General features: G+C 73.7%; 21 protein-coding genes. 17 read left to right on the forward strand and 4 right to left on the reverse strand.

The genetic code is table 11. From position 1 onward, the window contains the following. Positions 1–24: 24 nt before the first annotated feature. From mqnE to ACYP53_RS11170, 3 genes are all read left to right on the forward strand, one after another. Positions 25–1,188 carry an aminofutalosine synthase MqnE gene (gene mqnE / locus ACYP53_RS11160; RefSeq protein WP_189915987.1) on the forward strand — a complete coding sequence of 388 codons (1,164 nt, stop codon included), beginning with the start codon at positions 25–27 and terminating at the stop codon, positions 1,186–1,188. A 128-nt stretch (positions 1,189–1,316) separates the two neighbouring features. Next, complete coding sequence (locus tag ACYP53_RS11165; RefSeq protein WP_459647305.1) at positions 1,317–2,687, forward strand: L,D-transpeptidase family protein; 1,371 nt, start codon at positions 1,317–1,319, stop codon at positions 2,685–2,687. 116 nt (positions 2,688–2,803) lie between these two features. Further along, positions 2,804–3,748, forward strand: coding sequence for a beta-ketoacyl-ACP synthase III (locus tag ACYP53_RS11170; RefSeq protein ID WP_189915988.1), 945 nt, complete (start codon positions 2,804–2,806; stop codon positions 3,746–3,748). A 350-nt stretch (positions 3,749–4,098) separates the two neighbouring features. Here ACYP53_RS11170 and ACYP53_RS11175 read toward each other — a convergent pair whose 3' ends face one another. After that, positions 4,099–4,746: a TetR family transcriptional regulator gene (locus tag ACYP53_RS11175; RefSeq protein ID WP_189915989.1), complete on the reverse strand. Its 648-nt coding sequence runs from the start codon at positions 4,744–4,746 to the stop codon at positions 4,099–4,101. Between the two features lie 425 nt (positions 4,747–5,171). Here ACYP53_RS11175 and ACYP53_RS11180 point away from each other — a divergent pair, with 425 nt between their 5' ends. Then, positions 5,172–7,562, forward strand: a complete 2,391-nt coding sequence (locus tag ACYP53_RS11180) for an outer membrane protein assembly factor BamB family protein (RefSeq protein ID WP_459647306.1) — start codon at positions 5,172–5,174, stop codon at positions 7,560–7,562. A gap of 82 nt (positions 7,563–7,644) precedes the next feature. Here ACYP53_RS11180 and galE read toward each other — a convergent pair whose 3' ends face one another. Further along, complete coding sequence (gene galE, locus ACYP53_RS11185) at positions 7,645–8,631, reverse strand: UDP-glucose 4-epimerase GalE (protein WP_459647307.1); 987 nt, start codon at positions 8,629–8,631, stop codon at positions 7,645–7,647. Between the two features lie 143 nt (positions 8,632–8,774). On the opposite strand from galE, the gene ACYP53_RS11190 reads away from it, so the two are divergent. Then, complete coding sequence (locus ACYP53_RS11190) at positions 8,775–9,950, forward strand: S1C family serine protease (protein WP_459647308.1); 1,176 nt, start codon at positions 8,775–8,777, stop codon at positions 9,948–9,950. A gap of 127 nt (positions 9,951–10,077) precedes the next feature. Here the strand turns inward: ACYP53_RS11190 and ACYP53_RS11195 are convergent, their stop codons facing one another. Then, complete coding sequence (locus ACYP53_RS11195) at positions 10,078–11,301, reverse strand: sensor histidine kinase (protein WP_189915992.1); 1,224 nt, start codon at positions 11,299–11,301, stop codon at positions 10,078–10,080. A 326-nt stretch (positions 11,302–11,627) separates the two neighbouring features. Between ACYP53_RS11195 and ACYP53_RS11200 the strand changes: the two genes are divergently transcribed. From ACYP53_RS11200 to htpX, 11 genes are all read left to right on the forward strand, one after another. Then, on the forward strand, positions 11,628–12,044 hold the full coding sequence (locus tag ACYP53_RS11200; protein WP_229928565.1) for an NADH-quinone oxidoreductase subunit A: 417 nt from the start codon (positions 11,628–11,630) through the stop codon (positions 12,042–12,044). Further along, entirely contained in the window at positions 12,035–12,694 is a 660-nt protein-coding gene (locus ACYP53_RS11205; RefSeq protein WP_229928566.1) for an NADH-quinone oxidoreductase subunit B, read from the forward strand. The genes ACYP53_RS11200 and ACYP53_RS11205 overlap by 10 nt, the downstream gene beginning before the upstream one ends. Further along, complete coding sequence (locus ACYP53_RS11210; RefSeq protein WP_459647309.1) at positions 12,691–13,833, forward strand: NADH-quinone oxidoreductase subunit C; 1,143 nt, start codon at positions 12,691–12,693, stop codon at positions 13,831–13,833. Before ACYP53_RS11205 ends, ACYP53_RS11210 begins: the two co-directional genes overlap by 4 nt. Next, positions 13,830–14,789, forward strand: coding sequence for an NADH-quinone oxidoreductase subunit NuoH (gene nuoH / locus ACYP53_RS11215; RefSeq protein ID WP_373313718.1), 960 nt, complete (start codon positions 13,830–13,832; stop codon positions 14,787–14,789). The genes ACYP53_RS11210 and nuoH overlap by 4 nt, the downstream gene beginning before the upstream one ends. A 73-nt stretch (positions 14,790–14,862) precedes the next feature. Continuing rightward, a complete protein-coding gene (locus ACYP53_RS11220; RefSeq protein ID WP_459647310.1) occupies positions 14,863–15,432 on the forward strand; it encodes a NuoI/complex I 23 kDa subunit family protein in 570 nt (189 codons plus the stop codon). Beyond that, complete coding sequence (locus tag ACYP53_RS11225) at positions 15,429–16,181, forward strand: NADH-quinone oxidoreductase subunit J family protein (RefSeq protein ID WP_189915996.1); 753 nt, start codon at positions 15,429–15,431, stop codon at positions 16,179–16,181. The genes ACYP53_RS11220 and ACYP53_RS11225 overlap by 4 nt, the downstream gene beginning before the upstream one ends. Continuing rightward, positions 16,181–16,555, forward strand: coding sequence for an NADH-quinone oxidoreductase subunit NuoK (gene nuoK, locus ACYP53_RS11230; protein ID WP_459647311.1), 375 nt, complete (start codon positions 16,181–16,183; stop codon positions 16,553–16,555). Before ACYP53_RS11225 ends, nuoK begins: the two co-directional genes overlap by 1 nt. Then, on the forward strand, positions 16,552–18,570 hold the full coding sequence (locus tag ACYP53_RS11235) for an NADH-quinone oxidoreductase subunit 5 family protein (RefSeq protein WP_189915998.1): 2,019 nt from the start codon (positions 16,552–16,554) through the stop codon (positions 18,568–18,570). Before nuoK ends, ACYP53_RS11235 begins: the two co-directional genes overlap by 4 nt. A gap of 53 nt (positions 18,571–18,623) precedes the next feature. Next, complete coding sequence (locus tag ACYP53_RS11240) at positions 18,624–20,180, forward strand: complex I subunit 4 family protein (protein WP_189915999.1); 1,557 nt, start codon at positions 18,624–18,626, stop codon at positions 20,178–20,180. A 56-nt stretch (positions 20,181–20,236) separates the two neighbouring features. Next, positions 20,237–21,799, forward strand: a complete 1,563-nt coding sequence (locus tag ACYP53_RS11245) for an NADH-quinone oxidoreductase subunit N (protein WP_459647312.1) — start codon at positions 20,237–20,239, stop codon at positions 21,797–21,799. A gap of 192 nt (positions 21,800–21,991) precedes the next feature. Next, entirely contained in the window at positions 21,992–22,855 is an 864-nt protein-coding gene (gene htpX / locus ACYP53_RS11250; RefSeq protein WP_459647313.1) for a zinc metalloprotease HtpX, read from the forward strand. 42 nt (positions 22,856–22,897) lie between these two features. Here htpX and ACYP53_RS11255 read toward each other — a convergent pair whose 3' ends face one another. Next, positions 22,898–24,352: an aminotransferase-like domain-containing protein gene (locus ACYP53_RS11255; RefSeq protein WP_189916002.1), complete on the reverse strand. Its 1,455-nt coding sequence runs from the start codon at positions 24,350–24,352 to the stop codon at positions 22,898–22,900. On the opposite strand from ACYP53_RS11255, the gene ACYP53_RS11260 reads away from it, so the two are divergent. Then, on the forward strand, positions 24,351–25,277 hold the full coding sequence (locus ACYP53_RS11260; RefSeq protein WP_459647314.1) for a DMT family transporter: 927 nt from the start codon (positions 24,351–24,353) through the stop codon (positions 25,275–25,277). The two genes, ACYP53_RS11255 and ACYP53_RS11260, sit on opposite strands and share 2 nt — an antisense overlap. Positions 25,278–25,351: the final 74 nt, after the last annotated feature.

A 25,351-nucleotide genomic window follows, 5' to 3' on the forward strand; every position in this document is an offset into this window, starting at 1 on the left:
ATGTCGGAGGAGGCGGGGCACCGCATGGACGCAGGACTCAAGCGCGAGCTGGAGGCGAAGGTCTACGCGGGTGAGCGGCTGACCCGCGAGGACGGGATCGCGCTCTACGAGAGCGACGACCTGGCCTGGCTGGGCGGACTGGCCCACCACGTGCGGACCAGGAAGAACGGCGACGTCGTCCACTTCAACGTCAACCGTCACCTCAACATGACCAACGTGTGCAACGCGTCCTGCGCGTACTGCTCGTTCCAGCGCAAGCCGGGCGAGAAGGACGCCTACACGATGCGCATCGAGGAGGCCGTCCGTCTCGCCAAGGCGATGGAGGTCGACTCCCTCACCGAGCTGCACATCGTCAACGGTCTGCACCCGACCCTGCCGTGGCGCTACTACCCGCGCTCGCTGCGGGAGCTCAAGGCGGCGCTGCCGAACGTCTCGCTGAAGGCCTTCACCGCCACCGAGATCCACTGGTTCGAGAAGATCAGCGGGCTGCCCGCCGACGAGATCCTGGACGAGCTGATCGACGCCGGCCTGGAGTCGCTGACCGGCGGTGGCGCGGAGATCTTCGACTGGGAGGTCCGCCAGCACATCGTCGACCACGACACCCACTGGGAGGACTGGTCGCGGATCCACCGCCTCGCGCACGCCAAGGGCCTCAAGACGCCCGCCACCATGCTGTACGGCCACATCGAGGAGCCCCGCCACCGGGTGGACCACGTGCTGCGGCTGCGCGAGCTGCAGGACGAGACCGGCGGCTTCCAGGTCTTCATCCCGCTGCGCTACCAGCACGACTTCCACGACTCCAAGGACGGCGTCGTGCGCAACAAGCTGATGGCCCGCACGGAGATGGCCACCGGCGCCGAGGCGCTGAAGACCTTCGCGGTCTCCCGGCTGCTCTTCGACAACGTCCCGCACGTCAAGGTCTTCTGGGTGATGCACGGCGTCACCACCGCGCAGCTGGCGCTCAGCCACGGCGCGGACGACATGGACGGCTCGGTGGTCGAGTACAAGATCACCCACGACGCGGACAACTTCGGCACCCCGAACAAGCTCGGCCGCGACGACCTGCTCGGCCTGATCCGCGACGCCGGCTTCCGCCCGGTCGAGCGCAACACCCGCTACGAGATCATCCGCGAGTACGAGGGCCCGGACCCGATGCGCCGCGAGTCCCCGCAGGCCATGCGCCTCTGACCGAGGCTCCGGCCAGCGCACTTCCCCGCCGCCCGGGCCGCTCTCCGGCCCGGGCGGCGGTTGCCTTCACGGCCTCCGCACGTGACCCGGGTTTACCAACGGGTACGGCGTTTGGCAGGATCGACGGCATGTCCGGTTCTCATCGCGCCACCGAGTACCCGCCGTACGAGCCGACGCGGGAGCCGGTGTACGGGGTGCCGCAGCAGTCTCCCGGGGCGCCGTACGGCACGTACGAGCCGTACCCTCAGCCGGCCGGGCAGGCGTACGCGCAGCCGGCCGGGCAGGAGTACGACCAGGGCGTGTACCAGTCGTACGAGCCGTACGGGCAGGGCTACGAACAGGGCTACGGGCAGCCCCACGAGCAGTCCTACGAGCAGTCGTACGGTCAGCCGCACGGGTCGTCGTACGAGCAGGCCCCGGCCGGGCCGGCGTACCAGCAGCCGGCCGGGCAGTCGTACGAGCAGGCCCCTGACGGGTACTTCGAGGTGTACGACCAGCCGTTCGGGGCGTACGAGGCCGTGCCGGAGCCCGTCGGCCAGGAGCCGGCGCCCGAGCCGCTCGACCCCGAGGTGTTCGCCCCCGAGCCGCTCGCCCCCGTGGTGCCCCTCGCCGCCCCCGTCGAGGGCGGCCGGGCCGCCGCCCGGGGCCGGCGGCGCAAGGTGAAGCAGAAACGTCACGGCAAGGCCGTGATGGCCGGAACCGCCCTGCTGGTCGCGGCCACCGCCGGCTGGTACGCCGTCGGCCAGGACGGCGCCAAGCCCGGGCTCACCGCCGCCGACGGCCCCGGCCCGGAAGGCGTCAGCAAGCCCGACCAGCCCGCCCCGGCCCCCGCCGCCGTCCAGGCCGCCGCCGACCGGCAGGCCGCGCCCCAGGCCGCCGCCCGCGGCGAGGCCCGCCCGGACGCCTCGGTGGCCGCGATACCCGGCCTCGGCGCCGCCTTCACCGCCAAGATCCCCACCGAGACCACCCAGGTCGTGGTCGCCTCCGGCGCGGACAAGAACACCGACAAGAACACCGTCGTGCTCTGGACCCGCACCCCCGAGGGCCGCTGGCTGGCCGGCGAGACCTGGCAGGGCCACAACGGCAAGAACGGCTGGACCGCCGACCACAACGAGGGCGACCTGCGCAGCCCGATCGGCGTCTTCAGCCTCACCGACGCGGGCGGCCGCAAGGCCGACCCCGGCAGCAAGCTCCCGTACGACAAGGACCCGAGCTTCGTGGTCTCCGGCACCGGCTTCTTCGGCGACCAGCTGGCCGGCTCCTTCGACTACGTGGTCGCGATCAACTACAACCGGGTCGCCGGGAACTCCCCGCTCGACGCGCGCCGCCCGATGGGCTCCAAGAAGGGCGGCGGCATCTGGCTCCACGTGGACCACGACGGCCCCACCCACGGCTGCGTGTCGATCCCCGAGGACAAGATGGCCCAGCTGATCCGTACCCTGGACCCGGCGGCCCACCCCGTCATCGTGATGGGCGACACGGCCACCCTCGCCGCCTGACCCGGGAACGACCCGGGCCCCCCAAGGCCCCTTGTCGACCCCCTACAGATCATGAGCACGGATCCTGTCGCCGGTCGTGCCCGGCTGACCAGCGGGTAACCCGGTTCCATGGCAACATGAGCGGTTCGCGCATTGTGGCACTCGGGCACTACCAGCCCCCCAAGGTCCTCAGCAACGACGACCTGGCGGCGCTCGTCGACACCGACGACGAGTGGATCCGTACCCGGGTGGGCATCCGGACCCGGCACATCGCCGAGGGCGAGACCCTCGTCGACCTCGCGGCCGAGGCCGCGCAGAAGGCGCTCGCCAACAGCGGCCGGACGGCGGAGGAGATCGACCTCGTCGTGGTCGCCACCTGCACCGCGATCGAGCGCAGCCCCAACACGGCCGCCGCCGTGGCCGCCCGGCTCGGCGTGCGCTCGCCCGCCGCGTACGACATCAACACGGTCTGCTCCGGCTTCTCGTACGCCCTGGCCACCGCCGACCACGCGATCCGGGCCGGCGCGGCCCGCCGCGCGCTGGTGATCGGCGCCGAGCGGATGTCCGACACGCTCGACTGGACCGACCGCTCCACCTGCGTGATCTTCGGCGACGGCGCGGGCGCCGCGGTGGTCGAGGCCCAGGAGGACGATGCCGAGCCCGGCATCGGGCCGGTGGTCTGGGGCTCCGAGCCGGAGAAGGGCGACGCCGTGGTGATCACCGGCTGGGACCCGGTGATCAGCCAGAAGGGCCAGTCGGTGTTCCGCTGGGCCACCACCCAGCTCGCCCCGCTGGCCCGTGAGGCCTGCGAGCGGGCCGGGATCGACCCGGCCGAGCTGAAGGGCTTCGTCCCGCACCAGGCCAATCTGCGGATCATCGACGCGATCGCCAAGAAGCTGGGCCTCGCCGACGCGGTGGTGGCCCGGGACGTGGTCGACTCCGGCAACACCTCGGCCGCCTCGATCCCGCTGGCCTTCTCCAAGCTCGTCGAACGCGGCGAGCTCTCGCCCGGCGACCCGGTCCTCCTCTTCGGCTTCGGCGGCGGCCTGGCCTACGCCGGCCAGGTCGTGCGCTGTCCCTGATTCGCCCACTCGCCTCCGGGCCGCTCAGACCCGGCGCCGACGGTCGGCGCTCCAAGGCCCTCGTCCCTCGGACCTCCTCGCTTCTCCCTTTCGGCACCGGCGCGGCCCTTCGGCTCGGGGCGGGTCGCCCACTCGCCCCGAGCCGAAGAGCCGGGGCGGGGCGCCCGCTCGCCTGACAAACGAACGCCGGTGGGCGGGCACCCTCGTGGGGTGCCCGCCCACCGGCATGTCTGGCGCGCGTGCGGTACGTCGGCGGACCTCCCCCGAGGACACGGCCGCCGTCCGTCGTTCCCCCGGACAGGAGGCCGGGGTCGCGCGCGGAGCGGATGGTGGGTCGTGGCGGGTCCGGTCTACTTGGGCGGCTTCTTGCCGGTGACGCCCAGGTACACCAGGGGAGCGAGGTTGGGCTTGAGGTCCTTGACCTTGACGCCCCAGGAGGTGAAGGCCTTCTGGTGCTCGGCCGCCGAGGCGAGCAGCGAGACCAGGGCCCCGGAGACGGCGTTCGGGTCGAGCGACTTGTCGGCCTGACCCTTCGCCTGGAGTTCCTTGACGGCTTCCGCGAGTGGCTTGGCGACCGCGTTGAGGACCGTCATGCGGATCTTGAAGAACCGCTTGTCCCCTTCGGCGGCACCGAGCGTGACCACTCGGAGAATGGCGTCGTTCTTGCGCCAGAAGGCGAGGAATCCGTCGACCAGTTCTTCCGAAGTGGTCGGTCCGGACTTCCCTGCCCAGGACTTTCCCGCCACCAGCTCTTTGAGGGTGTCGGCGTCCTTGGCCATTTCCTCGGCGATTTCGAGGACTGCGCCCTCGACATCCGGGAAGTACTGGTAGAAGGTCGCGGGGGAGGTACCCGCCATACGGGCGACGTCGATGACCTTGACGTCCCGATAGGGCGACGTGCTGAGCATCTCGCGGAGGCAGTCGAGCAGCTTCTGCCGCGTCTCCTGTCCGCGTCGCCCGGCGACGCGACCGTCGACGGTGCGAACTTGTCCTGTCATGCCGTCAGCTTACCGTGGCACGATCTTGGCGCGATTCGGTGATGCGACTATTACTCCGCACGGGGGTTGGTATAGCGGCATGAACCGCTTCGGACGGATATTCACCGGGCCCCGAAGCCCCTGTTGAAGCCCCCCCGTGTGCCTTTGATCTCACAGCGTGACGGCGAGTCCGCTGAGGGGTGGTCCGGTGACAGATCGTGACCATGGAGGGTGGTCGGCGAACCGTCCGGAAGTGGACGGTCCGGAGCCCCGGGCGCAAGCCGCGGCCGGAGCGGGCGTCAGAATCCGGCCGTTCCGTCCCGGCCTGCCGGGGGGCGCTCCGCGGTGCTCTCCGGGCGGGGGATGTTGGAGATGCGCCGGGCGGCATTGGAGAATCGGGTCCGGCACCACGCGGCGGGTGCGGACAACGGGGAGGTGGCAGCGGAGTGGACCAGCTGACGGCGCACGATCCGAGGCGGATCGGGCCCTTCGAGGTGCTGGGGCGGCTCGGCGCGGGTGGGATGGGGCTGGTCTACCTGGCGCGGTCCGCGTCCGGGCGACGAGTGGCCATCAAGACCGTCCGGGGGGAGCTGGCCGAGGACGAGCTGTTCCGCGTCCGCTTCGCACGGGAGATCGCGGCCGCCAAGACGGTCGGCGGCTTCTACACGGCGGCCGTGGTGGACGCCGACGCGGACGCCCGGGTGCCCTGGCTGGCCACCGCGTACATCCCGGCGCCCTCCCTGGAGGACCTGGTCGAGGACTGCGGCCCGCTGCCGGTGGAGGCCACCCGCTGGCTGGTCGCGGGCATCGCCGAGGCCCTGCAGTCGATCCACGCAGCCGGGCTGATCCACCGGGACCTCAAGCCCTCCAACGTCCTGGTGGTCGAGGACGGCCCGAAGGTGATCGACTTCGGCATCGCGTCCGGGGTCTCCAGCACCCGGCTCACCATGACCAATGTCGCGGTCGGCACCCCGGCCTACATGTCCCCCGAGCAGGCCCGGGACAGCCGGACCGTCCGGGGCGCCAGCGACGTCTTCTCGCTCGGCTCGCTGATGGTCTTCTGCGCCACCGGGCACCCGCCGTACCGCGGGTCCAACCCGGTCGAGACGGTGTTCCAGCTGCTGCGCGAGGAGCCGGACCTGACCGGCATGCCGCCGGAGCTGATGGACCTGGTCCGGGCCTGCATGCAGCAGGCGCCCGAGCGGCGGCCCACCCCGGCGCAGATCCAGGCCGAGCTGGCCCCGCACCTGTTCTCCCGGGACGACGCGGGCGGAGAGGTCGGGGACTGGCTGCCGCCGAACGCGCTCGAACTGATCGAGCGCAAGCGCGGCCGCCGTCCGGCCGCGGCGCCGCCCCGCCCGCCCCAGGGCCCGGTCGAGCCGCCGCAGCCGCCCCCGCACGCGCCGCCGCACCCGCAGGTCCCGCCGCAGCCCCACGGGCCGGCCGACCCGCGCACCGATCCGGGCGGCCGGCACGCCCAGCCCCCGGCCGGGCCGGTGCACACCGCGCCGCGGCCCGCCCAGGGCTCCGACGCCGAGATCCCGACCGCGAAGATCGCCTCGCCGAACCGGCACCGGGCGCCGACCGGCGGCGGCGCCGTCGAGGTGCAGCTGTCCGGTGCCTCGGTGCGGATAGGCCCGGGGCCGCGAGCCGAGCACGAGCAGCCCGGTCCGAACACCGCCCCGGCCGCGACCGGCTGGGTCCGCCGGGCGGCCCCCACCCCGCCGCCCCCGGCGGTCCCGGCCGCCCGCTGGCGCCCCTGGCGGTTCCGGATGTCCAACGACGTCTGGGGCACCCCGGTGGTCGCCGACGGCACGCTCTTCGTCTCCAGCTTCGAGGTGCACGCGCTGGACATCGGCTCCGGAGAGCGCCGCTACAAGACCCGGGACGTCGCCTGGGCGCTCGCGGTGGACGCCGGCCGGGTGCACGCCGCGGACGGCCCGCACCTGTACACCGTGGACGCCGCCGACGGCGCCGAGCGCTGGCGCACCTCGCTGGACGGCTGGGTCTACTCGCTCTCCGCCGCCGACGGCGTGCTCTGCTGCGGCATCAGGGGCGGCGGCGTCCAGCTCCGCTCGGCGGCCAACGGCGCCGAGCTGTGGCGCGCCGACGACGCCCAGCAGGACTACGAGAACCCGCAGTCCGGCCCGGTCCTGGTGGCCGGTGCCGCGTACTACTACGGCGCCGGACGGCTGCGCTGCGTGGACCCGCGCGGCGCGGGCCTGCGCTGGTCCTTCCCGGTCGGCGAGGACGTGCCCTCGCACCCGGTCGAGCGCGGCGGCGTGCTGTACGTCACGGCCGGCACCCGGGTGTACGCGCTGGACGCGGCCAGCGGGGCGGAGCGCTGGCGCTTCGAGGCCCCGGTGGTGCTGTTCACCCCGCCCGCCCTGGACGCCGACGCGGTCTACGTGGCCGACTACCTGGGCACGGTCTACGCGCTGGACGCGGCCACCGGGCTGGACCGCTGGCGCGGGGTCACCGGCAGCCGCCAGGGCGCCGAGCCGGTGGTGGTCGGGGACGGCATGGTGCTGGTCGGCAGCGGCGAGGTGCTGTACGCCTTCGAGGCGGCGACCGGGCGGGAGCGCTGGCGCTACACCGCGCGCGGCGAGATCGTCGGCTCCCCGGCGCTGGCCGACGGGCTGGTGCACCTGGGCAGCCGGGACCACTCGCTGCACACCCTGGACCTGGCGAGCGGTCAGCTGCGCTGGGAGCTCGGCACCAAGGGCGAGCTCACCGGTTCGCCGGTGGCGGTGGGCGGGCGGGTCTTCGTGGGCTCCAAGGACCGCTGCGTGTACGCGCTGGACGCCTTCTACGGCACGGCGGTGCCGGCCCGCTGAGCCGCCGCCGAGCCGACGTCGAGCAGCCGAGGGCGGCGGGGCACCGGCCCCGCCGCCCTCGGCGCGTCGGTCCCGGGGGCCGTCAGCCCTTGCGGGCCTCCGGGTGGCGGACGCACCAGCCGTCCCACGCGGAGGCGACCATCTCCTTCACGCCGTGGCGGGCCGTCCAGCCCAGCTCGCGGTGGATCAGGTCGGCGGAGGCCACCACCCGGGCCGGGTCGCCGGCGCGGCGCGGCGTCACCTCGGCGGTGGTGTCGTGGCCGGTGACCTCGCCGATCACCGCCAGCATCTCCCGGACGCTGACGCCCTCGCCGCGGCCGATGTTGAGCACCAGCGTGGTCTCCCCGGCCGGGTCGGCGGCCAGCCGCTTCGCGGCCGCCACGTGCGCCGAGGCGATGTCGGAGACGTGGATGAAGTCGCGGACGCAGGTGCCGTCCGGCGTCGGGTAGTCGTCGCCGAAGACCCGCGGCGCCTGACCGGCGGTGAGCCGCTCGAAGACCATCGGGATCAGGTTGAACACCCCGGCGTCGGAGAGCTCGGGGGAGGCGGCGCCGGCCACGTTGAAGTAGCGCAGGGCCACGGTGGACATGCCGTGGGCCTTGCCGGCCGCGGCGACCAGCCACTCGCCGGCCAGCTTGGTCTCGCCGTACGGGCTCATCGGGTCGCACGGGGTGGTCTCGGTGACCAGGTCGACGTCCGGCATGCCGTAGACGGCGGCGGAGGAGGAGAACAGGAAGCGCTTGACCCCGCCCTCGGCGGCGGCCTCCAGCACGGTCTGCAGGCCGATCATGTTCTCGCGGTAGTACAGGAAGGGCCGTTCGACCGACTCGCCGACCTGCTTCTTGGCGGCGAAGTGCAGGACGCCCTCGACGCCGTGCTCGCGGATCGCCGCGTCCAGGACGGCGCGGTCCAGGGTGGAGCCCTCGACCAGCGGGACCCCGGCCGGGAGCCGGGACGCGTCCCCGGTGCTCAGGTCGTCCAGGACGACAACGCGCTCACCGGCGTCGAGCAGCTGGCGGACGACGTGTCCGCCGATGTATCCGGCACCGCCGGTGATCAACCAAGTCATGCCGCGAATCCTAGGTCTTCCGCTTCCGTGGGCCTTTCGGGCGAGTCAGGCCAGCGAACCGGACAAAACGGTGAAATGCTGACAAAGATTTCCGTGCTCTCATGCCCGCGCCCTCGGCGTGGTGACGAATCGGAGGCAGCCAGGTGAGCCGTAAGAAGGAACACACCCGCCCGGTGCCGGCCGGGCCCCGGCCGACCGGGCCGAAGGCGGCCCAGGTGCGGCTGCCCGCGGCGGGTGCGGTCGCCGTGGCCGCCGCGCTGGCCCTGACCGGGTGCAGCAGCGGCGGCTCGTCCTCCTCGGCGTCCTCCCCGGCCCCGACCGCGTCCTCCTCCGGCTCGCCCTCCGGCTCCGGCACCAAGCCGGCCTCCTCGGCCCCCGCGCAGAGCGGGAACCAGCTGCAGGACGCCTACCAGAAGGTGATCGCCGACGTGCTGCCCTCGGTGGTGCAGATCACCACCGGCGACAGCCTGGGCTCCGGGATCGTCTACGACGACAAGGGCGACATCGTCACCAACGCCCACGTCGTCGGCACCGCGACCACCTTCACCGTGACCCTCGCCAACAGCACCACCTCGCTGGCCGCGAGCCTGGTCGCCAGCTACCCCGACTCCGACCTCGCGGTGATCCGGCTGAGCAGCCCGCCGAGCGGCCTCAAGCCCGCGGTCTTCGGCGACTCCGGCAAGGTCGAGCTCGGCCAGATCACCCTCGCCATGGGCAGCCCGCTCGGGCTCTCCAGCAGCGTCACCCAGGGCATCGTCTCGGCCACCGGGCGGACGGTCTCCGAGCCCCGGGGCGGCGGCTCTCCGGGCGCCACCATCGGCAACATGGTGCAGACCTCGGCCGCGATCAACCCGGGCAACAGCGGCGGCGCGCTGGTCAACCTGAACAGCCAGGTGATCGGCATCAACACGCTCGCCGCCACCGAGCCCGAGGCCAACGGCGCGGCCGCCCCCGGCATCGGCTTCGCCATCCCGGCGTCCACCATCACCAGCATCGCCGACCAGCTGATCAAACAGGGCAAGGTCACCAACTCGGGCCGGGCCGCGCTCGGCATCACCGCCCGGACCAGCTTCAACCAGCAGTTCCAGCCGGCCGGCGCGGTGATCGTGGCGGTCAGCCCGGGCGGCGCGGCCGCCTCGGCGGGGCTGCAGGCCGGGGACGTCATCACCAGGATCGGCGACACCCAGGTCGACTCGCTGAACGCGCTCACCACCACGCTCGCCGCGCTCACCCCGGGCAGCAAGGTCACCGTGACCTACACCCGGGACGGCGCCTCCAAGACCGCCGACGTCACGCTCGGCACGCTGGAAACCCCGTAACCCCGGTACGGCGCCGCCGGGCCGCACGCCGCGCAAGGGTTCCGCGGACCGGCCGCCGTACCGGACCGGAGCCGGGCCCCCGTCACTGCCTCGACGGGGGCCCGGCTCCGTTGCGACGCCCCGCGGGTCAGCGGCGGGCGGTGCGGGTGCGCCAGGGCAGCTCGATCGTGACGGTGGTCGGGCCGCCCTCCGGGCTCTCCACCAGGAAGACCCCGTCCACCGCGCGGATCCGCTCGGCCAGCCCGGCCAGGCCGCTGCCCGGGTAGGGGGCCGCGCCGCCCTTGCCGTCGTCCTGGACCAGCACCATCAGCTGGTCGTCGGAGCGCCAGACGTCGACGGACGCGGTCCGGGCGCCGGCGTGCTTGGAGACGTTGGTCAGCAGCTCGCTGACGGTGAAGTAGGCGATGCCCTCGACCGCCGAGTCCGGACGCTCGGGCTCGCCGTCCCGGCCGGCCAGGTCCACGTTCACCTTGACCCCGCCGGGGACGGTGCAGCGGGCCGCGACCGAGGACAGCGCGGCGTCCAGGCCGCGGTCGGTGAGCACCGCCGGGTGGATGCCCCGGGCCAGGTCGCGCAGCTCCTGCAGGGCCAGCTTCACCTCGCCGTGCGCGTTGTCGACCATCTTCGCGGCGACCGCCACGTCGTCCTCGCTCTCGACCTCGCGCAGCCGCTCCTTGGCCATGCCGAGGTCCATCGCCAGCGCCACCAGCCGGGCCTGGGCGCCGTCGTGCAGGTCGCGCTCGATCCGGCGCAGGTCGGCGGCGGCGGTGTCGACGACCGTGCCGCGGTCCTCCTCCAGCTCGCGCACCCGCTCGGCCAGGGCCCCGGGGAAGAGCAGCGACTCGATCAGGATCCGGTCGACCGCGGCCAGACCGCGGATCACCCAGGGCAGCACCGGCCACAGCACCACGATCGAGACCAGGGTCAGGGTGAAGCTGATGATGCCCCAGGGCAGCATCAGCACGTTGTAGAGCGCCGTGCGCCAGTTCAGCAGGTCGGTCAGGTGGGCGATGGTGAAGCCGACCGCCCCCGGGCGGCGCGGGCGCACCGGCTCCGGCTCGTCGATCGCGGAGCCGTACGCCGACCGGGCCCGGCGGCGGCCCAGCGCGCCCAGGACCCGCTGGGTGGACAGCCCGGCGGCCAGCATCGGCAGGCCGACCACGGTGACGGCCAGGCCCAGGCCGACCGAGAGCGTGACCACCGCCAGGACGAAGCCGGCGATGCCCAGTGGCAGGTTCAGCAGCAGCTGCCCGGCCTGGCGCCACATCCGGGCGCCGTACAGCGGCGGGCGCTCCATCCGGGCGTCCTGCTCCTTGATGGCGTCCACGGCGCGGCGGTGCAGCGGCTTCATCCGGATCTACCGTCCCTCTTGATCGTGTGACTGGACCAAGCTTCCCGAACCGGGGGCGGTGGATGCCATGGGGGTGATACATCTTCCCGGCCGGGGGTTATCCCCACCCCGGTCCGGGCCGCCGGGTGCTCACCGGGGTGTCCACGGGTCGTCTTGTGGAGTGGGCAGGGTTCGGGTGGCGCCGAGCCGTCCCCTTAGACTCACGCATTGGCCATGGTTGTGATCGTGATCGTGATCGCGATTGTGACCGTGGTTGTGACCGTGCGAGGAAACGTCGTAGAACTGCCTTGAGGGGCGGATCCACGGCCGAGGTGGAGGCGGAAGGCATGGAGGGGCAGCACACGGCTGCCGTCGCGGCCGACCCGGCGGCCGGCGGCGGCTACTTCGACGCGTACGCCGCGATGGGCCTGCTGGCCGTCGTCGGGGTGCTCTTCGTGACCGTGGCGTTCACCGCCAACCGGCTGCTGCGGCCGGTGGTCCACTCGCCCGAGAAGCTCCTCGCCTACGAGTGCGGCGTGGACCCGGTGGGCGAGGACTGGGCGCACACCCAGATCCGCTACTACGTGTACGCGTTCCTGTACGTGATCTTCGCGGTCGACGCGATCTACCTGTTCCCGTGGGCGACCGTCTTCGCCACCGCCGGGTACGGCGCCGGAACGCTGATCGAGATGTTCCTCTTCATCGGCTTCCTCGCGGTCGGGCTGCTCTACGCCTGGAAGAAGGGCGTTCTGGAATGGACGTGACGCACTCCCACTCGCACGGCGCGCAGGGCGGCCCGGTCCCGCTCGGCCTGCCGGACCCCGCGCGCCCCGGCGCCGTCGAGCGCCGCGGCCTCGGCCCGCTGGCCCGGCTCGCGCCGGACCCGGTCAAGGTGGTGCTCAACTGGGGGCGTCGCTACAGCCTCTGGTGCTTCAACTTCGGCCTGGCCTGCTGCGCGATCGAGTTCATCGCCGCGTCCATGGCCAAGCACGACTTCATCCGGATGGGCGTCATCCCGTTCGCGCCCGGCCCCCGTCAGGCGGACCTGATGATCGTCTCGGGGACCGTCACCGACAAGATGGCGCCCGCCGTCAAGCGCCTCTACGAGCAGATGCCCGAGCCGAAGTACGTCATCTCCTTCGGCGCCTGCTCCAACTCCGGCGGCCCCTACTGGGACTCGTACTCGGTCACCAAGGGCGTGGACCAGATCATCCCGGTCGACGTCTACGTGCCCGGCTGCCCGCCCCGGCCCGAGGCACTGCTCCAGGGCATCCTCAAGCTGCAGGAGAAGATCGCCGAGGAGTCCCTGCCCGCGCGCTACGCCGCGCCCGCGGCGGCGCTGCGCCGTCCGCTGGTGGCGGGGCCCCAGGGGGGACCCGCGGCCGGTTCTTCGCACGAGGGAGGGGTCTCATGAGCGAGCGCAGCGAGCGAACTGCCGAGAGGCTCACGGCCGAGCAGTGCGCGGCGTCGGTCGGGGAGTGGGCGACCGGCGCCGAGGCGTACGGGCTGATCACCGTCGACGTCCCGGCCGAGAACTGGATCGAGGCGCTCACCAACGCCCGGGACGTCCTGGGCCTGGGCTTCTTCGACTGGCTGAGCGCCGTCGACGAGCTCGCCGACGGCTTCTCCGTGGTCGCGCACCTGGCCGCCGTCGAGGCGCCGGGCGTGCGGCACCTCGCGCTGCGCACCCGGGTGCCGCGCGACGGGGCGGCACTGCCGACCGCCGTCGCCGTCTACGCCGGTGCCGGCTGGCACGAGCGCGAGACCCACGAGATGTTCGGCATCGACTTCCCCGGGCACCCCCACCTGGTCACCCTGCTGCTGCCGGACGGCTTCGAGGGGTACCCGCTGCGCAAGGAGTTCGTGCTCGCGGCCCGGGTCGCCAAGGACTGGCCGGGCGCCAAGGAGCCGGGCGAGTCGGACCACGGCGGCGGGCCGGCCCGGCGCAAGATGCAGCCGGCCGGCGTGCCGGACCCGAACGAGTGGGGGCCGCTCAAGGGCACCCTGCCGCCGGTCGCCGAGCGGCCCGCGCGCGGTGCGCGGGCGGCGGGCGCGGCGGCGCGCACGCCCCGGGCGGCGGCTGCCGCCGGTGCGGCTGCTGGTGCCGGCGCTGCTGGTGCCGGTGCCGCCGAGGGCGCGCCGGTGCGGGCGGACCGGCCGCGGCGGACGCGCACGGTGGCGGAGGGGTCGGCCAGCCAGGCTGCTCCTGATACCGCTGCTGCGCCGGCTTCCGCTGCTGGGGACGCTGCTGCCGCCGCCCCCGCCGAGGAGACGCCCGCGGTGCGGGCGGACCGGCCTCGGCGGACCCGGTCGGTCTCCGCCGGCTCGGTCAGCCAGACCGGCGACGAGCCGGCGCCGGTGCGTCCGGCTCCCGCGCGGCCCTCGTCCGCCGACGCGCCCTGGCACAACCCGGTGCCGGCCCACGACGAGGAGCCGTCGGGCCGCGCGCCCGCGGCGCCCAAGGGCGACGAGCCCGCGGCGGGGCCGGGCGGGCCGGAGCAGAAGGACGAGACGGCGGCCGATCCGGCCGACCGGGACGGAGACGGCACGTGAACCTGCTCGACACGGTGCTGCGCTGCCTCGCCACCCTCGTCGTCTTCCTCACCTTCCCGCTGGTCATCGGCCAGACCGAGCACAAGGTCATGGCGCACATGCAGGGCCGGCTCGGCCCGATGTACGCGGGCGGCTTCCACGGCTGGGCGCAGCTCGTCGCGGACGGCGTGAAGTTCGCGCAGAAGGAGGACATCGTCCCGGCCGGGGCGGACCGCCGGATCTTCCAGCTGGCGCCCGCCGTCTCGCTGCTGCCGTACCTCTTCGTACTGCTGGCGATCCCGGTCGGCCCGAACGGCTTCGTCGGCCAGGCGGTCGACGCCGGGCTGTTCTTCGTGCTGGCCGTGATGGGCGTCGGCGTGATCGGCAAGCTGATGGCCGGCTGGGCCTCGGCGAACAAGTTCTCGCTGCTCGGCGGTCTGCGGACGGCCGCGCAGCTGATGTCGTACGAGCTGCCGATGGTGCTGGCGGCGGCCTCGGTGGCGATGGCCGCCGGCACGCTCTCGCTGCCCGGGATCGTGGACTCCTGGCAGTGGTACTGGCTGCCCTGGCAGATCATCGGCGCGTTCGTGTTCTTCACGGCGGGCCTGGCCGAGCTGCAGCGGCCGCCGTTCGACATGCCGGTGGCCGACTCGGAGATCATCTTCGGCGCGTACACCGAGTACACCGGTCTGCGGTTCGCGCTGTTCCTGCTGTCCGAGTACGTGGGCATCCTCGTGGTGTCCGCGCTGACCGCGGTGCTCTTCCTGGGCGGCTGGCACGGGCCGATGTCCGACCAGCTCGGCTGGCTCTGGATGATCCTCAAGACCTTCGCGCTGGCCTTCGTGGTCATCTGGTTGCGGGTCACCTACCCGCGGCTGCGCGAGGACCAGCTGATGCGCTTCGCGTGGGCGGTGCTGATCCCGCTCGCCCTCGTCCAGCTGGCCCTCACCGGCATCATCAAGGTGGCGATCTCATGAGCGAGCGAAGCGAGCGAATCATCGTTAGGTGCGTATGGGCGAATGCCCCTGTTGAGCGAAGCGAGGCGGGCGCATGAGTTTCCCCGGTGCCGGGCTCGCCAAGGGCCTGGCCGTGACGCTGCGGACGATGACGAAGAAGACCGTCACCGCGCAGTACCCCGACGTGCAGCCGGTGCTGCCGCCGCGTTCGCGCGGCGTCATCGCGCTGCTGGAGGAGAACTGCACGGTGTGCATGCTCTGCGCACGCGAGTGCCCGGACTGGTGCATCTACATCGACTCCCACAAGGAGACGCTGCCGGCCGCCGAGCCGAACGCCCGGGCCCGCACCCGCAACGTGCTGGACCGGTTCGCCATCGACTTCTCGCTCTGCATGTACTGCGGGATCTGCATCGAGGTCTGCCCCTTCGACGCGCTGTTCTGGTCGCCGGAGTTCGAGTACGCGGAGACCGACATCCTTGAGCTGATCCACGAGCGGGAGAAGCTCCGCGAGTGGATGTGGACCGTCCCGGCGCCGCCGGCGCTGGACCCGGCGGCCGAGGAGCCCAAGGAGATCGCCACCGCGCGCAAGGCCGCGGACAAGCTGGCCGTGGCCGCCGCCGCGGCCGCCGCCGTGGCAGTCGAGGAGAAGGGTGACGACGCATGAGTCCCGCCGCCACGCTCCTCGCGGCGACCGGCTCGCTGGAGCCGGCCGCCCGCTCGTTCCTGTCTCCGACCGGCCAGGAGATCGTCTTCCTGCTGGTCGGCATCGCCGTGCTCGGCTCGGCCGTGGTCGCCGTCACCACCAAGCAGCTGGTGCACGCCGCGCTCTGGCTGATCGTCGCGCTCGGCGGGCTGGCGGTGGAGTTCCTGCTGCTCACGGCCGAGTTCATCGCCTGGGTGCAGGTGCTGATCTACCTCGGCTCGGTCGTCGTCCTGGTGCTGTTCGGGCTGATGCTCACCAAGGCGCCGATCGGCCGCTCGCCGGACGCCGACTCCAAGAACCGCTGGGTGGCCCTGGCCGTGGCGCTGGCCTCGGCCGGGACGCTGGTCACGCTGGTCGTCGACGCCTTCCGGACCTCCTGGATCGACCTCGGCGCGGGCGGTGGCTCCGCCGCCGTCACCGGGGCGAGCCTGTTCCGGAACTGGGTGCTGCCCTTCGAGGCGCTGTCCGTCCTGCTGCTGGCGGCGCTGGTCGGCGCGATCGTGCTGTCGCGCGGGGACAAGCGCCGGGTGCCGGCGCCCCGGGCGGGCAAGCTGCGCGCCGGGCGGCCGGTCGGGTCGAACGGGACCGTCGCCGCGACCGCGCCGCGCACCGCCCCGGAGGCCGCCGGTTCGGCCGCCGGTTCGTCCGACGCCCCGTCCGCCGGTTCGTCCGACGCACCGTCCGCGCCCGCCGCGTCGGAGGAGAGCTGATGCACCTCGCCTACCCGGCCGTCCTCGCCGCGCTGCTGTTCAGCGTCGGCGTGTACGGCGTACTCGCCCGGCGCAACGCCGTCCTGGTCCTGATGTCCGTCGAGCTGATGCTCAACGCCGTCAACCTCAACCTGGTCGCCTTCGACGTCTGGCTGCGCGACTCGCTGCACGCCGGGCAGGCGCTCACCCTGTTCACCATCACCGTCGCCGCCGCCGAGATCGGGCTGGGACTCGCCATCGTCCTGCTGCTGTTCCGGGCCCGGGGCACCGCGGACATCGACCGGGCCACCGCGCTCGGCGACCCGGCCGAGGCGCTCGCCACCGAGGAGGCGCCGGCCGGAGCCGAGGCGCTGAAGGGCCAGGCCGCCGCATGAACCTCGCCCTGCCCGTACTCGTCCCCGCGCTGCCCGTGCTCGGCGCGGCCGCGACCCTGGCCGTCGGGAGGAAGGCGCCCGGGCTGGCCCGGCCGCTGGCGATCGTCCCGGTCGCCGTCTCGGCCGTGCTCGCCCTGGTGGTCGCCCTCCAGCTCGGCACCGGCCGGACCCTCGACGCGGCCACCCGGCTCACCCCGACCGGCGGCCCGGACATCGCGCTCGCCCTCCACCTGGACGGCTTCGCCTCGCTGATCTCGGTGCTGGTCGGCCTGGTCGCCACCTGCGTCCAGGTCTACTCGACCGCGTACCTGAAGAAGGACCCGCGCTACCCCTCGTATGCGGCGCTGGTCTCGCTGTTCACCGCGGCGATGTTCCTGGTGGTCTACTCGGGCGACCTGATCGTGCTGCTGGTCGGCTGGGAGGTCATGGGCCTCTGCTCGTACTTCCTGATCGGCCACCACTGGGAGACCGCCGACGCCCGCTCGGCCTCGCTCAAGGCCTTCCTGGTCACCAAGCTCGGCGACGTGCCGTTCCTGTTCGGGATCTTCCTGCTGGCCGCGGACGCCGGCAGCTTCCGGATCCCGGACGTGCTGGCCGCCGCGGGCGAGGGCCGGCTCGGCCACCCGACGCTGATCGCGCTGCTGCTGCTCGCCGGGGTCGCCGGCAAGAGCGCGCAGTTCCCGCTGCACACCTGGCTCCCGGACGCGATGGCCGGCCCGACGCCGGTCTCCGCGCTGATCCACGCCGCCACCATGGTCGCGGCCGGCATCTACCTGGTCGCCCGGCTGCTGCCGGTGTTCCTGCTCTCGGGCGCGGCACTGGTCGTGCTCGCGGTGATGGCCGCCGTGACGATGATCGGCTCGGCGCTGTGCGCGCTCGCCCAGGACGACCTCAAGCGGGTGCTCGCCTACTCCACCGTCGGCCAGCTCGGCTACATGGCCGGCGCCCTGGCCAGCGGCGACCGCGAGGCCTCCGTCTTCCACCTGGTCAGCCACGGCGCGTTCAAGGCGCTGCTGTTCCTGGCCGCCGGCGTGGTCATCCACGCCGCGCACACCAACTCGATCTCCGTGATGTCCCGGATCCCCGGGCTGCGCAAGCGCGTCCCGGACGCCTACTGGACGATGGGCATCGCCCTGGTCGCCCTCGCCGGGCTGCCGCCGTTCTCCGGCTTCTTCAGCAAGGAGGCGGTGCTGACCGCGGCCGAGCACGCCGCCAACGGCGAGGCGCTCACCAACGGGCTCGGCCCCGCCTCGGCGGTGCCGCAGGCCGCCGGGTGGATCGTGCTGATCTCCGCCGCGCTCACCGCGCTGCTCACCGGCGCCTACGCGACCCGGCTCTTCCTGGTGGCCTTCCACAGCCCGACCGGTGCCGCCGCCGCGCCGCGGGTGCTGCCAGCCGCCGACCCGGCCACCGCCGCGGCCGACCACGAAGCGGGCGCGCCGTACTCGCCCGAGCCGGACGAGGCCGACCCGGCCACCGCCGAGCCGCCCGCGATGCGCTGGCCGCTCTGGGTGCTGGCCGTCCCGACCATGGGCTTCGGCATCGCCGGCCTGCGCTCGGACTGGCTGCCCGCCCTGCTGGACGGCGGCCCGCTGCGGCCCTCCGGGGTCACCGCCGTCACCGGCACCGGGCTCGCCCTGGTCGGCGTGCTCGCCGCGTACGGCGCCTGGCGCTCGGCCACCGCCCGACTGGGCACCGGCGGCCCGGCCCCGGCCGCCGAGGTGGTCGTCGCCGACCCCGGGCGCACCCTGCTCGGCCCGCTGTTCGGCCCGGCCCGGCACGGCTTCGGCGTCGACCGGCTCTACGACGCGCTGTTCGTCCGCCCGGTGGCGGCCGCCGCCCGGCTGGTCCGCTTCCTCGACCGCGAGGTCGTCGAGACCTACGTGCGCGGCAGCGGCGCGGGCGCCGACCTGCTCGGCCGGGCCGTCCGGCTCGCGCAGACCGGCAACGCGCAGACCTACCTCAGCGCCCTGCTGGCCGCCGTGGTCCTGCTGGCCGTCCTGGTGGCGGTGTAGCCGGTGCAGTCCTCCACCTCCGCCCCCTCGACCACCGCACCAAGGAGCCCCCGATGAACGCGGTCCTCATCGCCCTCCTGGTGCTGCCGCTGCTCGGCGCCGCGCTCACCCTGGCGCCGGTGTTCGGGCCGGACCGGGCCACCGCCGACCGGCGGGCGTTGCGGCTGAACACCGTCGTCACCGGCGCGGTGCTGCTGCTCGCCGTCGCCCTCGCGGCCGGCTTCGACCACGACGAACCCGCCCGGATGCAGGCCACCACCGACGTGTCCTGGATCCCGGCCCTGCACGTGCGCCTCCACCTCGGCGTGGACGGCATCTCGCTGCCGCTGGTCGTGCTGACCGCACTGCTCACCTTCCTCTGCGCGCTGTACTCGGAGAAGCGGCTGCCGAACGGGGACACCGTCCCGTCCGCACAGGCCTTCGTCGGGCTGTTCCTCCTCCTCGAAGTCGGCATGCTCGCCACCTTCGCGGTGCTGGACCTCCTGCTCTTCTTCCTGGCCTTCGAGATCGTGCTGATCCCGATGTACTTCCTGATCGCCCGCTGGGGGAGCGGCGCCAAGGTCCCGGCCGCCAACCGGTTCATCCTCTACACGCTGCTCGGCTCGGCCGTGATGCTGCTCGGCTTCCTGCTGATCGGCAGCAAGGCCGGCACCTTCGACATGCAGGCCCTGGCCACCGCACACGGCAGCGGCCTGAGCCACACCACCCAGGTGATCGCCGCGCTGGCGATCCTGGTCGGGCTCGCGGTCAAGGCCCCCGCCTGGCCGCTGCACAGCTGGCTCCCCGACGCCCACACCGCCGCCCCGACGGTGGGCTCGGTGCTGCTCGCCGGCGTGCTGCTGAAGATGGGCACGTACGGTCTGGTCCGCGTCCTCCTCCCGGTCGTGCCGGACGGCACCACCACGCTCGCCCCCTACCTGGGCGCCTTCGCGGCCGTCGGCATCGTCTACGGATCGCTGGCCTGCCTGGCGCTCGCCCGCCCCGGATCCAAGGGCGACCTCAAGCGCCTGATCGCGTACTCCTCCGTCGGCCACATGGGCTTCGTGCTGCTCGGCATCGCCTCCCTCACCCCGGTGGGCGTCAACGGCGCGCTGTTCGCCAACATCGCCCACGGTCTGATCACCGGTCTGCTGTTCTTCGTCGTCGGCGCGCTCAAGGACCGCTACGGCACGGCGGACCTCGACACCCTCGCCGGCGCCACCGGCGCCGCCCTGTACGGCCGGGCACCACGACTCGGCGCACTGCTCGCCTTCGCCGCCGTCGCCAGCCTCGGCCTGCCCGGTCTGGCCGGCTTCTGGGGCGAGCTGCTCGCCATGTTCGGCGCGTTCGACCCCGCCCAGGGCCTGTCACGCCCCGCCTTCGTCACCTACATGGTCCTGGCCGGCCTCGGCACCCTCCTCACCGCCGCGTACCTGCTGATCGTGGTCAAGCGCGTCTGCATGGGCGACCCCGAGCAGCCCGCGCCGGTGGCCGAGGTGGCCGACCTGCGCCGCTACGAGGCGGTCAGCTGGACGCCACTGGCCGCGCTCACCCTGCTCGCCGGCCTCTGGCCCGCGCTGCTGCTCTCCCTCTCGAACCCCGCCGTCAAGCACCTCCTCGGGGGTGGCTGACCGTGCTCGCCGCCCAGACCGCCGCACTCGGACCTCACTCCAGGGGGCAGCACACTGTGACCTCCCTCGCCGTAGCCAACCCGGGCAGCCTGATCCAGTCCGTGGACTGGGTGGCGATCGCGCCGCCGCTGATCGCCGCCGTGGCCGCCCTCGCCGTGCTGATCACGGACCTGTTCCTGCCCGAGCGGCACAAGAAGTGGCTCGGCCGCGTCACCGCGGCCGGACTCGCCCTCGCCCTCATCGCACTCCTCCCCCTCGCCGGACGCTCACCCCGAGCGACCTTCTGTGTGCAGAACGTAGCAGGGGGCACTGACAACGGCGGCTGCTCCTACGTCGCCGACCACTTCGCCCTGGTGTTCCAGCTGCTCGCCCTCGGCGGCGCGCTGATCGCGGCACTGCTGTCGGCCCACACGGTCGAGGACGAGAAGCTGCCCCGCGGCGAGTACTGGTTCCTGCTGCTCTCCAGCGCCACCGGCGCCGCCCTGCTGCCCGCCTCCCGCGACCTCGCCACCCTGGTGATCGCCCTGGAGGTCGCCTCGCTGCCGGCCTTCGCCCTCGTCGCGCTGCGCCGGGACGGCCGGGGCGCCGAGGCCGCGCTCAAGTTCTTCGTCTCCTCGGTGACCGCGACCGCCGTCATGCTGCTCGGCATCGGCTTCGTCTACGCCGCGAGCGGCAGCCTGCACCTCGCCGCCGTTGCCCAGGGCCTGGAGCACGCCCCCGGACAGCTCAAGCCGCTGGCCGAGGCCGGCGCGGTGCTGACCCTGGTCGGCTTCGCCTTCAAGGTCGCCGCCGTCCCGTTCCACTTCTGGGTGCCCGACACCTACACCGGCGCGCCGCTGCCGGTGGCCGGCTACCTCTCGGTGGTCGGAAAGGCGGCCGGCCTCTCCGGGCTCGCGCTCGCCACCACCATCGCCTTCCGCCCGTACGCGCACACCTGGGGCCTGGCGCTCGCGGTACTGGCCGCCGTCACCATGACCGTCGGCAACGTCGGCGCGCTGCGGCAGCGCTTCGACACCCGGTACAGCGCGGTGCGGCTGCTCGCCTGGTCCTCGGTCGGCCAGGCCGGGTACCTGCTGGTGCCGCTCGCCGCCGCCGGCTACGCGCCCACCGGGGCCGACCCCCTCGGCGCCACCGCCGCGTACGCGCTGATCTACGGCGTGGTCAACCTCGGCGCCTTCGGCGTCGTCGCGGCGGTCGGCCGCCGCGCCGGAACCAGCGTGGACGACTTCCGCGGACTGTTCGCCCGCCGCCGCTGGACGGCGCTGGCGCTGGCCTTCTTCCTGCTCTGCCTGGCCGGGCTGCCGCCGGGCGTGATCGGCCTGTTCGGCAAGGTCGTGGTGTTCCGCGCGGCCGTCGACGCCGGACTGGGCTGGCTGGCCGTCGTGATGGCCGCCAACGTGGTCGTCGCCCTGTACTACTACCTGCTCTGGACGGCGCGGCTGTTCGCCCCGGCGGCCGACGGGGCGGCGACCGGGGAACCGGTGGGCACCGGGGCCGGGGCCGAGCGCAGGCTGCCGGCCAGCCTGACCGCGACCCTCGGGCTCACCGCCTGCGTCGCGGTGGTCCTCTCGGTGGCGCCGCAGCTGGTCCTGCAGGTCGCGGGCGGCTCCCTGTTCTGAGCCGGGGCCCGCTCCGGCGGGCGGCCTCCGGGTGCGGGGCGGTGCGGCGCACCGCAGTGTCGAGTCCCGCGGTGCCGCGCCCTGCGGTGTCGCGTCGGTCACAAGGGAACAAGGGTCCCGGCCCCACCCGTTGACCGGGCAAGAGGGACGAGGCAGAAAGGGCTTCCCCACCGCACCATTGGAGGGCCTGACGTGCACCGCCGGCACAACGGACTGAGGACCGCCGTCCTGCTCGGCGGCCTCTCGGCGCTGATCCTGGTCATCGGAAGCTTCTTCGGTCGCGGCGGCTTCGTGATCGCCCTGCTGATCGCCCTCGGGACCAACGCCTACGCCTACTGGAACAGCGACAGGATCGCGCTGCGGGCCATGCGGGCCCGGCCGGTCAGCGAGTTCGAGGCGCCGCAGCTGTACCGGATCGTGCGCGAGCTCTCCACCGCCGCCCGCCAGCCGATGCCCCGCCTCTACATCTCCCCGACCCCGGCCCCGAACGCCTTCGCCACCGGCCGCAACCCGCGCAACGCGGCGGTCTGCTGCACGGAGGGCATCCTGCGGATCCTCGACGAGCGCGAGCTGCGGGGCGTGCTCGGGCACGAGCTGAGCCACGTCTACAACCGGGACATCCTGATCTCCTCGGTCGCCGGGGCACTCGCCTCGGTGGTGATGTTCCTGGTCAACTTCGCCTGGCTGGTCCCCTTCGGCCGCTCCGACGACGACGACGGCCCGGGGCTGTTCGGGGTGCTCGCCATCATGATCCTCGGGCCGCTGGCAGCCGGACTGATCCAGATGGCGGTCAGCCGCTCCCGCGAGTACCAGGCCGACGCCGACGGCGCCCGGATCACCGGCGACCCGCTTGCCCTCGCCGGCGCCCTCCGGAAGCTCGACGCCGGCACCCGTCAGCTGCCCCTCCCGCCCGAGCCGCAGCTCCAGACGGCCAGCCACATGATGATCGCCAGCCCGTTCCGCCCGGGCGAGGCCGGCGCCAGGCTGTTCTCCACCCACCCGCCGATGGCGGAGCGCATCGCCCGCCTGGAGCGGATGGCGGGGTACGGGCGGTAGGTCGTCGGACGGGAGCTGGGCGCGGGCACTGGGTGGGGCTGTTCAGGCGGTGGCTTCCTCGTACGCCAGGCGGAGGCGGTGGATGCCGTCGACCACCTGGGCGGGGCTTTCGGCGGCGGCGTAGCTGAGCCGGAGGTGCGGGGCCGGGGGTTCGGCGGCGTGGTAGGGGCGGCCGGGGGTGACCTGGACGCCGTTGCGCAGGGCGGCGGCGGTGACGGCGCCGTCGTCGGTGCCGTCGGGCAGGCGCAGCCAGAGGTGGTAGCCGCCGGGGCGGTGGATGGTGAGGAAGCCGGGCAGTTCGCGGTGGAGGGCGGCGACGGCGGCGGTGCGGCGGTCGCGCAGTTCGGCGCCGAGGGTGCGCAGGTGACGGGCCCAGGCGGGGTCGGAGACCAGTTCCAGCGTCGCCTCCTGGAGCGGCCGGGGCACGAAGAAGCTGTCCACCACCTGGGTGGACCGCAGCCGGGCGAGGGCCGGGCCGCGGGCGGTGAGGGCGCCGACCCGCAGGTTGGGGGAGGCGGCCTTGGTGAGCGAGCGCAGGTGCACGACGACGCCGTCCCGGTCGTCGGCGGCGAGCGGGCGGGGGAGCGCCGGGGCGTCCGCGTGGAGCAGCAGCCGGGCGAAGTCGTCCTCGACCACGAAGGCTCCGGCCGCGCGGGCGATCCGCAGGACCTCCTCCCGCCGGGCGGGGGAGAGCACCGCGCCGGTGGGGTTCTGGAACAGCGGCTGGCAGACGAAGACCCGCGCCCGGGTGGCCGCGAAGGCGTCGGCGAGCAGGTCGGTGCGGACGCCGTCGGCGTCGACCGGGACGGGGACGGGCCGCAGCCCGGCGGCCCGGACGACGGCCAGGATGCCGGAGTACGTCGGCGACTCGACCAGGACCGGCGAGCCGGGGGAGGCCAGCGAGCGCATGGCGACGGTGAGACCGCCCTGCCCGCCGGAGGTGATCAGGACGTCCCCGACCCCGATCGGCCCGCCGTGGCCGCCGATGTCGCGGGCGAACCAGCCGCGCAGTTCGGTGAGGCCGTCGACGGGCGGGCGGTCCCAGGCGCCGGGGCGTCGGCCGGCCCGGGCGAGGGAGGTGGCGAGCAGGCGTTCGGGCAGCAGTGAGGCGTGCGGGTAGCCGCTGTTGAGGTCGATGACGTCGGGCGGCGGCACCCGGAGGGTGGCGAGGACCGGGGCGGCGAACAGGTCGCGGGGGCCGGTGTCGGCGCTGAGCGCGACCTCCTGCCAGGAGAGGTCGCCGCTGCGGCCGGACGGTGCGGCGGGGGCGGCCGGGGCCGCGGCGAAGGCGGCCGCCCGGAAGACCCCGGCGCCGGGCCGGGAGACCACCAGTCCTTCGGCGACGAGCACCGCGATGGCCCGGGAGACCGTGACCGGGCTGACCTGGTGGCGTTCCATCAGGACCCGGCTGGCGGGCAGCTTTCGTCCTTCGGGGTAGCGCTCGACCTCCCGCCGCAGGGTATCGGCGAGTTCGGTCACACTGCTACGCTCGTTCATGACGACACAAGATAGCGCTACCCTCCCCTCGGCGATAGCACTGCAGCGTGGTACGGCCTCCGGGCGCGGTACGGCCTCCGGTACCGTCCTCGCGGCCCTCGGGGTGGCGTCCTTCTCGCTCAGCTTCCCGGCCACCGCGTGGTCCCTGGAGGGCTTCGGCCCGTGGTCCTCGACCGGGCTGCGCGGCGTCCTGGCCGGGGTGCTGGCCGCGCTCTACCTGCTGGCCTCCGGCGCCACGCCGCCGACGCGGCGGCACTGGCCCGCCCTGCTGATGGTCTCCGGCGGCTGCGTGCTCGGCTTCCCGCTGCTGACCACGCTCGCCCTGCGGACCTCCTCGACCGCGCACTCGGCGGTGGTGATCGGCATGCTGCCGCTGGCCACCGCGGTGTTCTCGGCGGTGCGTACGGGCCGCCGGCCGTCCCGGGCGTTCTGGACGGCGGCGCTGGCGGGGGCGGCGGCCGTCCTCGCCTTCACCCTGCTGCAGAGCCACGGCCGGCCGAGCGCCGCCGACCTCTTCCTCTTCGTCGGGGTGGTGGTCTGCGCGGCCGGGTACGCGGAGGGCGGCCGGCTCTCCCGGGACCTCCCGGGCGCCCAGGTGATCGCCTGGGCGGTGGTGGTCGCGCTGCCGGTGATGCTGGTGACCGCCGGGTGCGGGCTGGCGGCCGAGCCGGTGCGGATCGGGCCGAAGGCGCTGGCCGGACTGGCGTACATCGCGGCGGTCTCGCAGTTCGGCGGCTTCGTGCTCTGGTACCGGGGGATGGCCGCGATCGGCGTGCCGAGGGCGAGTCAGCTGCAGCTCGGGCAGCCGCTGCTGACACTGGTGTGGTCGGTGCTGCTGCTCGGTGAGGAGCTGCCGGCCGCCGCGCCGGTCACCGCGGTGGTGGTGCTGGTCTGCATCGCGGTGACCCAGCGGGCCCGGACCTGAATCCCGGCGCGGGCGGGTCAGGACGGGGCGGGCCGGGTAACGCTGGGGCGGGTCAGGGCGGTCAGGGCGGGGCG

The organism is Kitasatospora sp. Ki12 (assembly GCF_054601375.1).

Bases quoted from the DNA above. Each gene is read 5' to 3' on its own strand.
- ACYP53_RS11240 (WP_189915999.1), top strand. From the start codon at position 18,624: ATGAACGCGGTCCTCATCGCCCTCCTGGTGCTGCCGCTGCTCGGCGCC.
- mqnE (WP_189915987.1), top strand. From the start codon at position 25: ATGGACGCAGGACTCAAGCGCGAGCTGGAGGCGAAGGTCTACGCGGGT.
- ACYP53_RS11165 (WP_459647305.1), top strand. From the start codon at position 1,317: ATGTCCGGTTCTCATCGCGCCACCGAGTACCCGCCGTACGAGCCGACG.
- ACYP53_RS11225 (WP_189915996.1), top strand. From the start codon at position 15,429: ATGAGTCCCGCCGCCACGCTCCTCGCGGCGACCGGCTCGCTGGAGCCG.
- ACYP53_RS11210 (WP_459647309.1), top strand. From the start codon at position 12,691: ATGAGCGAGCGCAGCGAGCGAACTGCCGAGAGGCTCACGGCCGAGCAG.
- ACYP53_RS11195 (WP_189915992.1), bottom strand. From the start codon at position 11,301: ATGAAGCCGCTGCACCGCCGCGCCGTGGACGCCATCAAGGAGCAGGAC.
- galE (WP_459647307.1), bottom strand. From the start codon at position 8,631: ATGACTTGGTTGATCACCGGCGGTGCCGGATACATCGGCGGACACGTC.
- nuoK (WP_459647311.1), top strand. From the start codon at position 16,181: ATGCACCTCGCCTACCCGGCCGTCCTCGCCGCGCTGCTGTTCAGCGTC.
- ACYP53_RS11260 (WP_459647314.1), top strand. From the start codon at position 24,351: ATGACGACACAAGATAGCGCTACCCTCCCCTCGGCGATAGCACTGCAG.
- ACYP53_RS11205 (WP_229928566.1), top strand. From the start codon at position 12,035: ATGGACGTGACGCACTCCCACTCGCACGGCGCGCAGGGCGGCCCGGTC.
- ACYP53_RS11255 (WP_189916002.1), bottom strand. From the start codon at position 24,352: ATGAACGAGCGTAGCAGTGTGACCGAACTCGCCGATACCCTGCGGCGG.
- ACYP53_RS11235 (WP_189915998.1), top strand. From the start codon at position 16,552: ATGAACCTCGCCCTGCCCGTACTCGTCCCCGCGCTGCCCGTGCTCGGC.
- ACYP53_RS11200 (WP_229928565.1), top strand. From the start codon at position 11,628: ATGGAGGGGCAGCACACGGCTGCCGTCGCGGCCGACCCGGCGGCCGGC.
- ACYP53_RS11175 (WP_189915989.1), bottom strand. From the start codon at position 4,746: ATGACAGGACAAGTTCGCACCGTCGACGGTCGCGTCGCCGGGCGACGC.
- ACYP53_RS11170 (WP_189915988.1), top strand. From the start codon at position 2,804: ATGAGCGGTTCGCGCATTGTGGCACTCGGGCACTACCAGCCCCCCAAG.
- ACYP53_RS11220 (WP_459647310.1), top strand. From the start codon at position 14,863: ATGAGTTTCCCCGGTGCCGGGCTCGCCAAGGGCCTGGCCGTGACGCTG.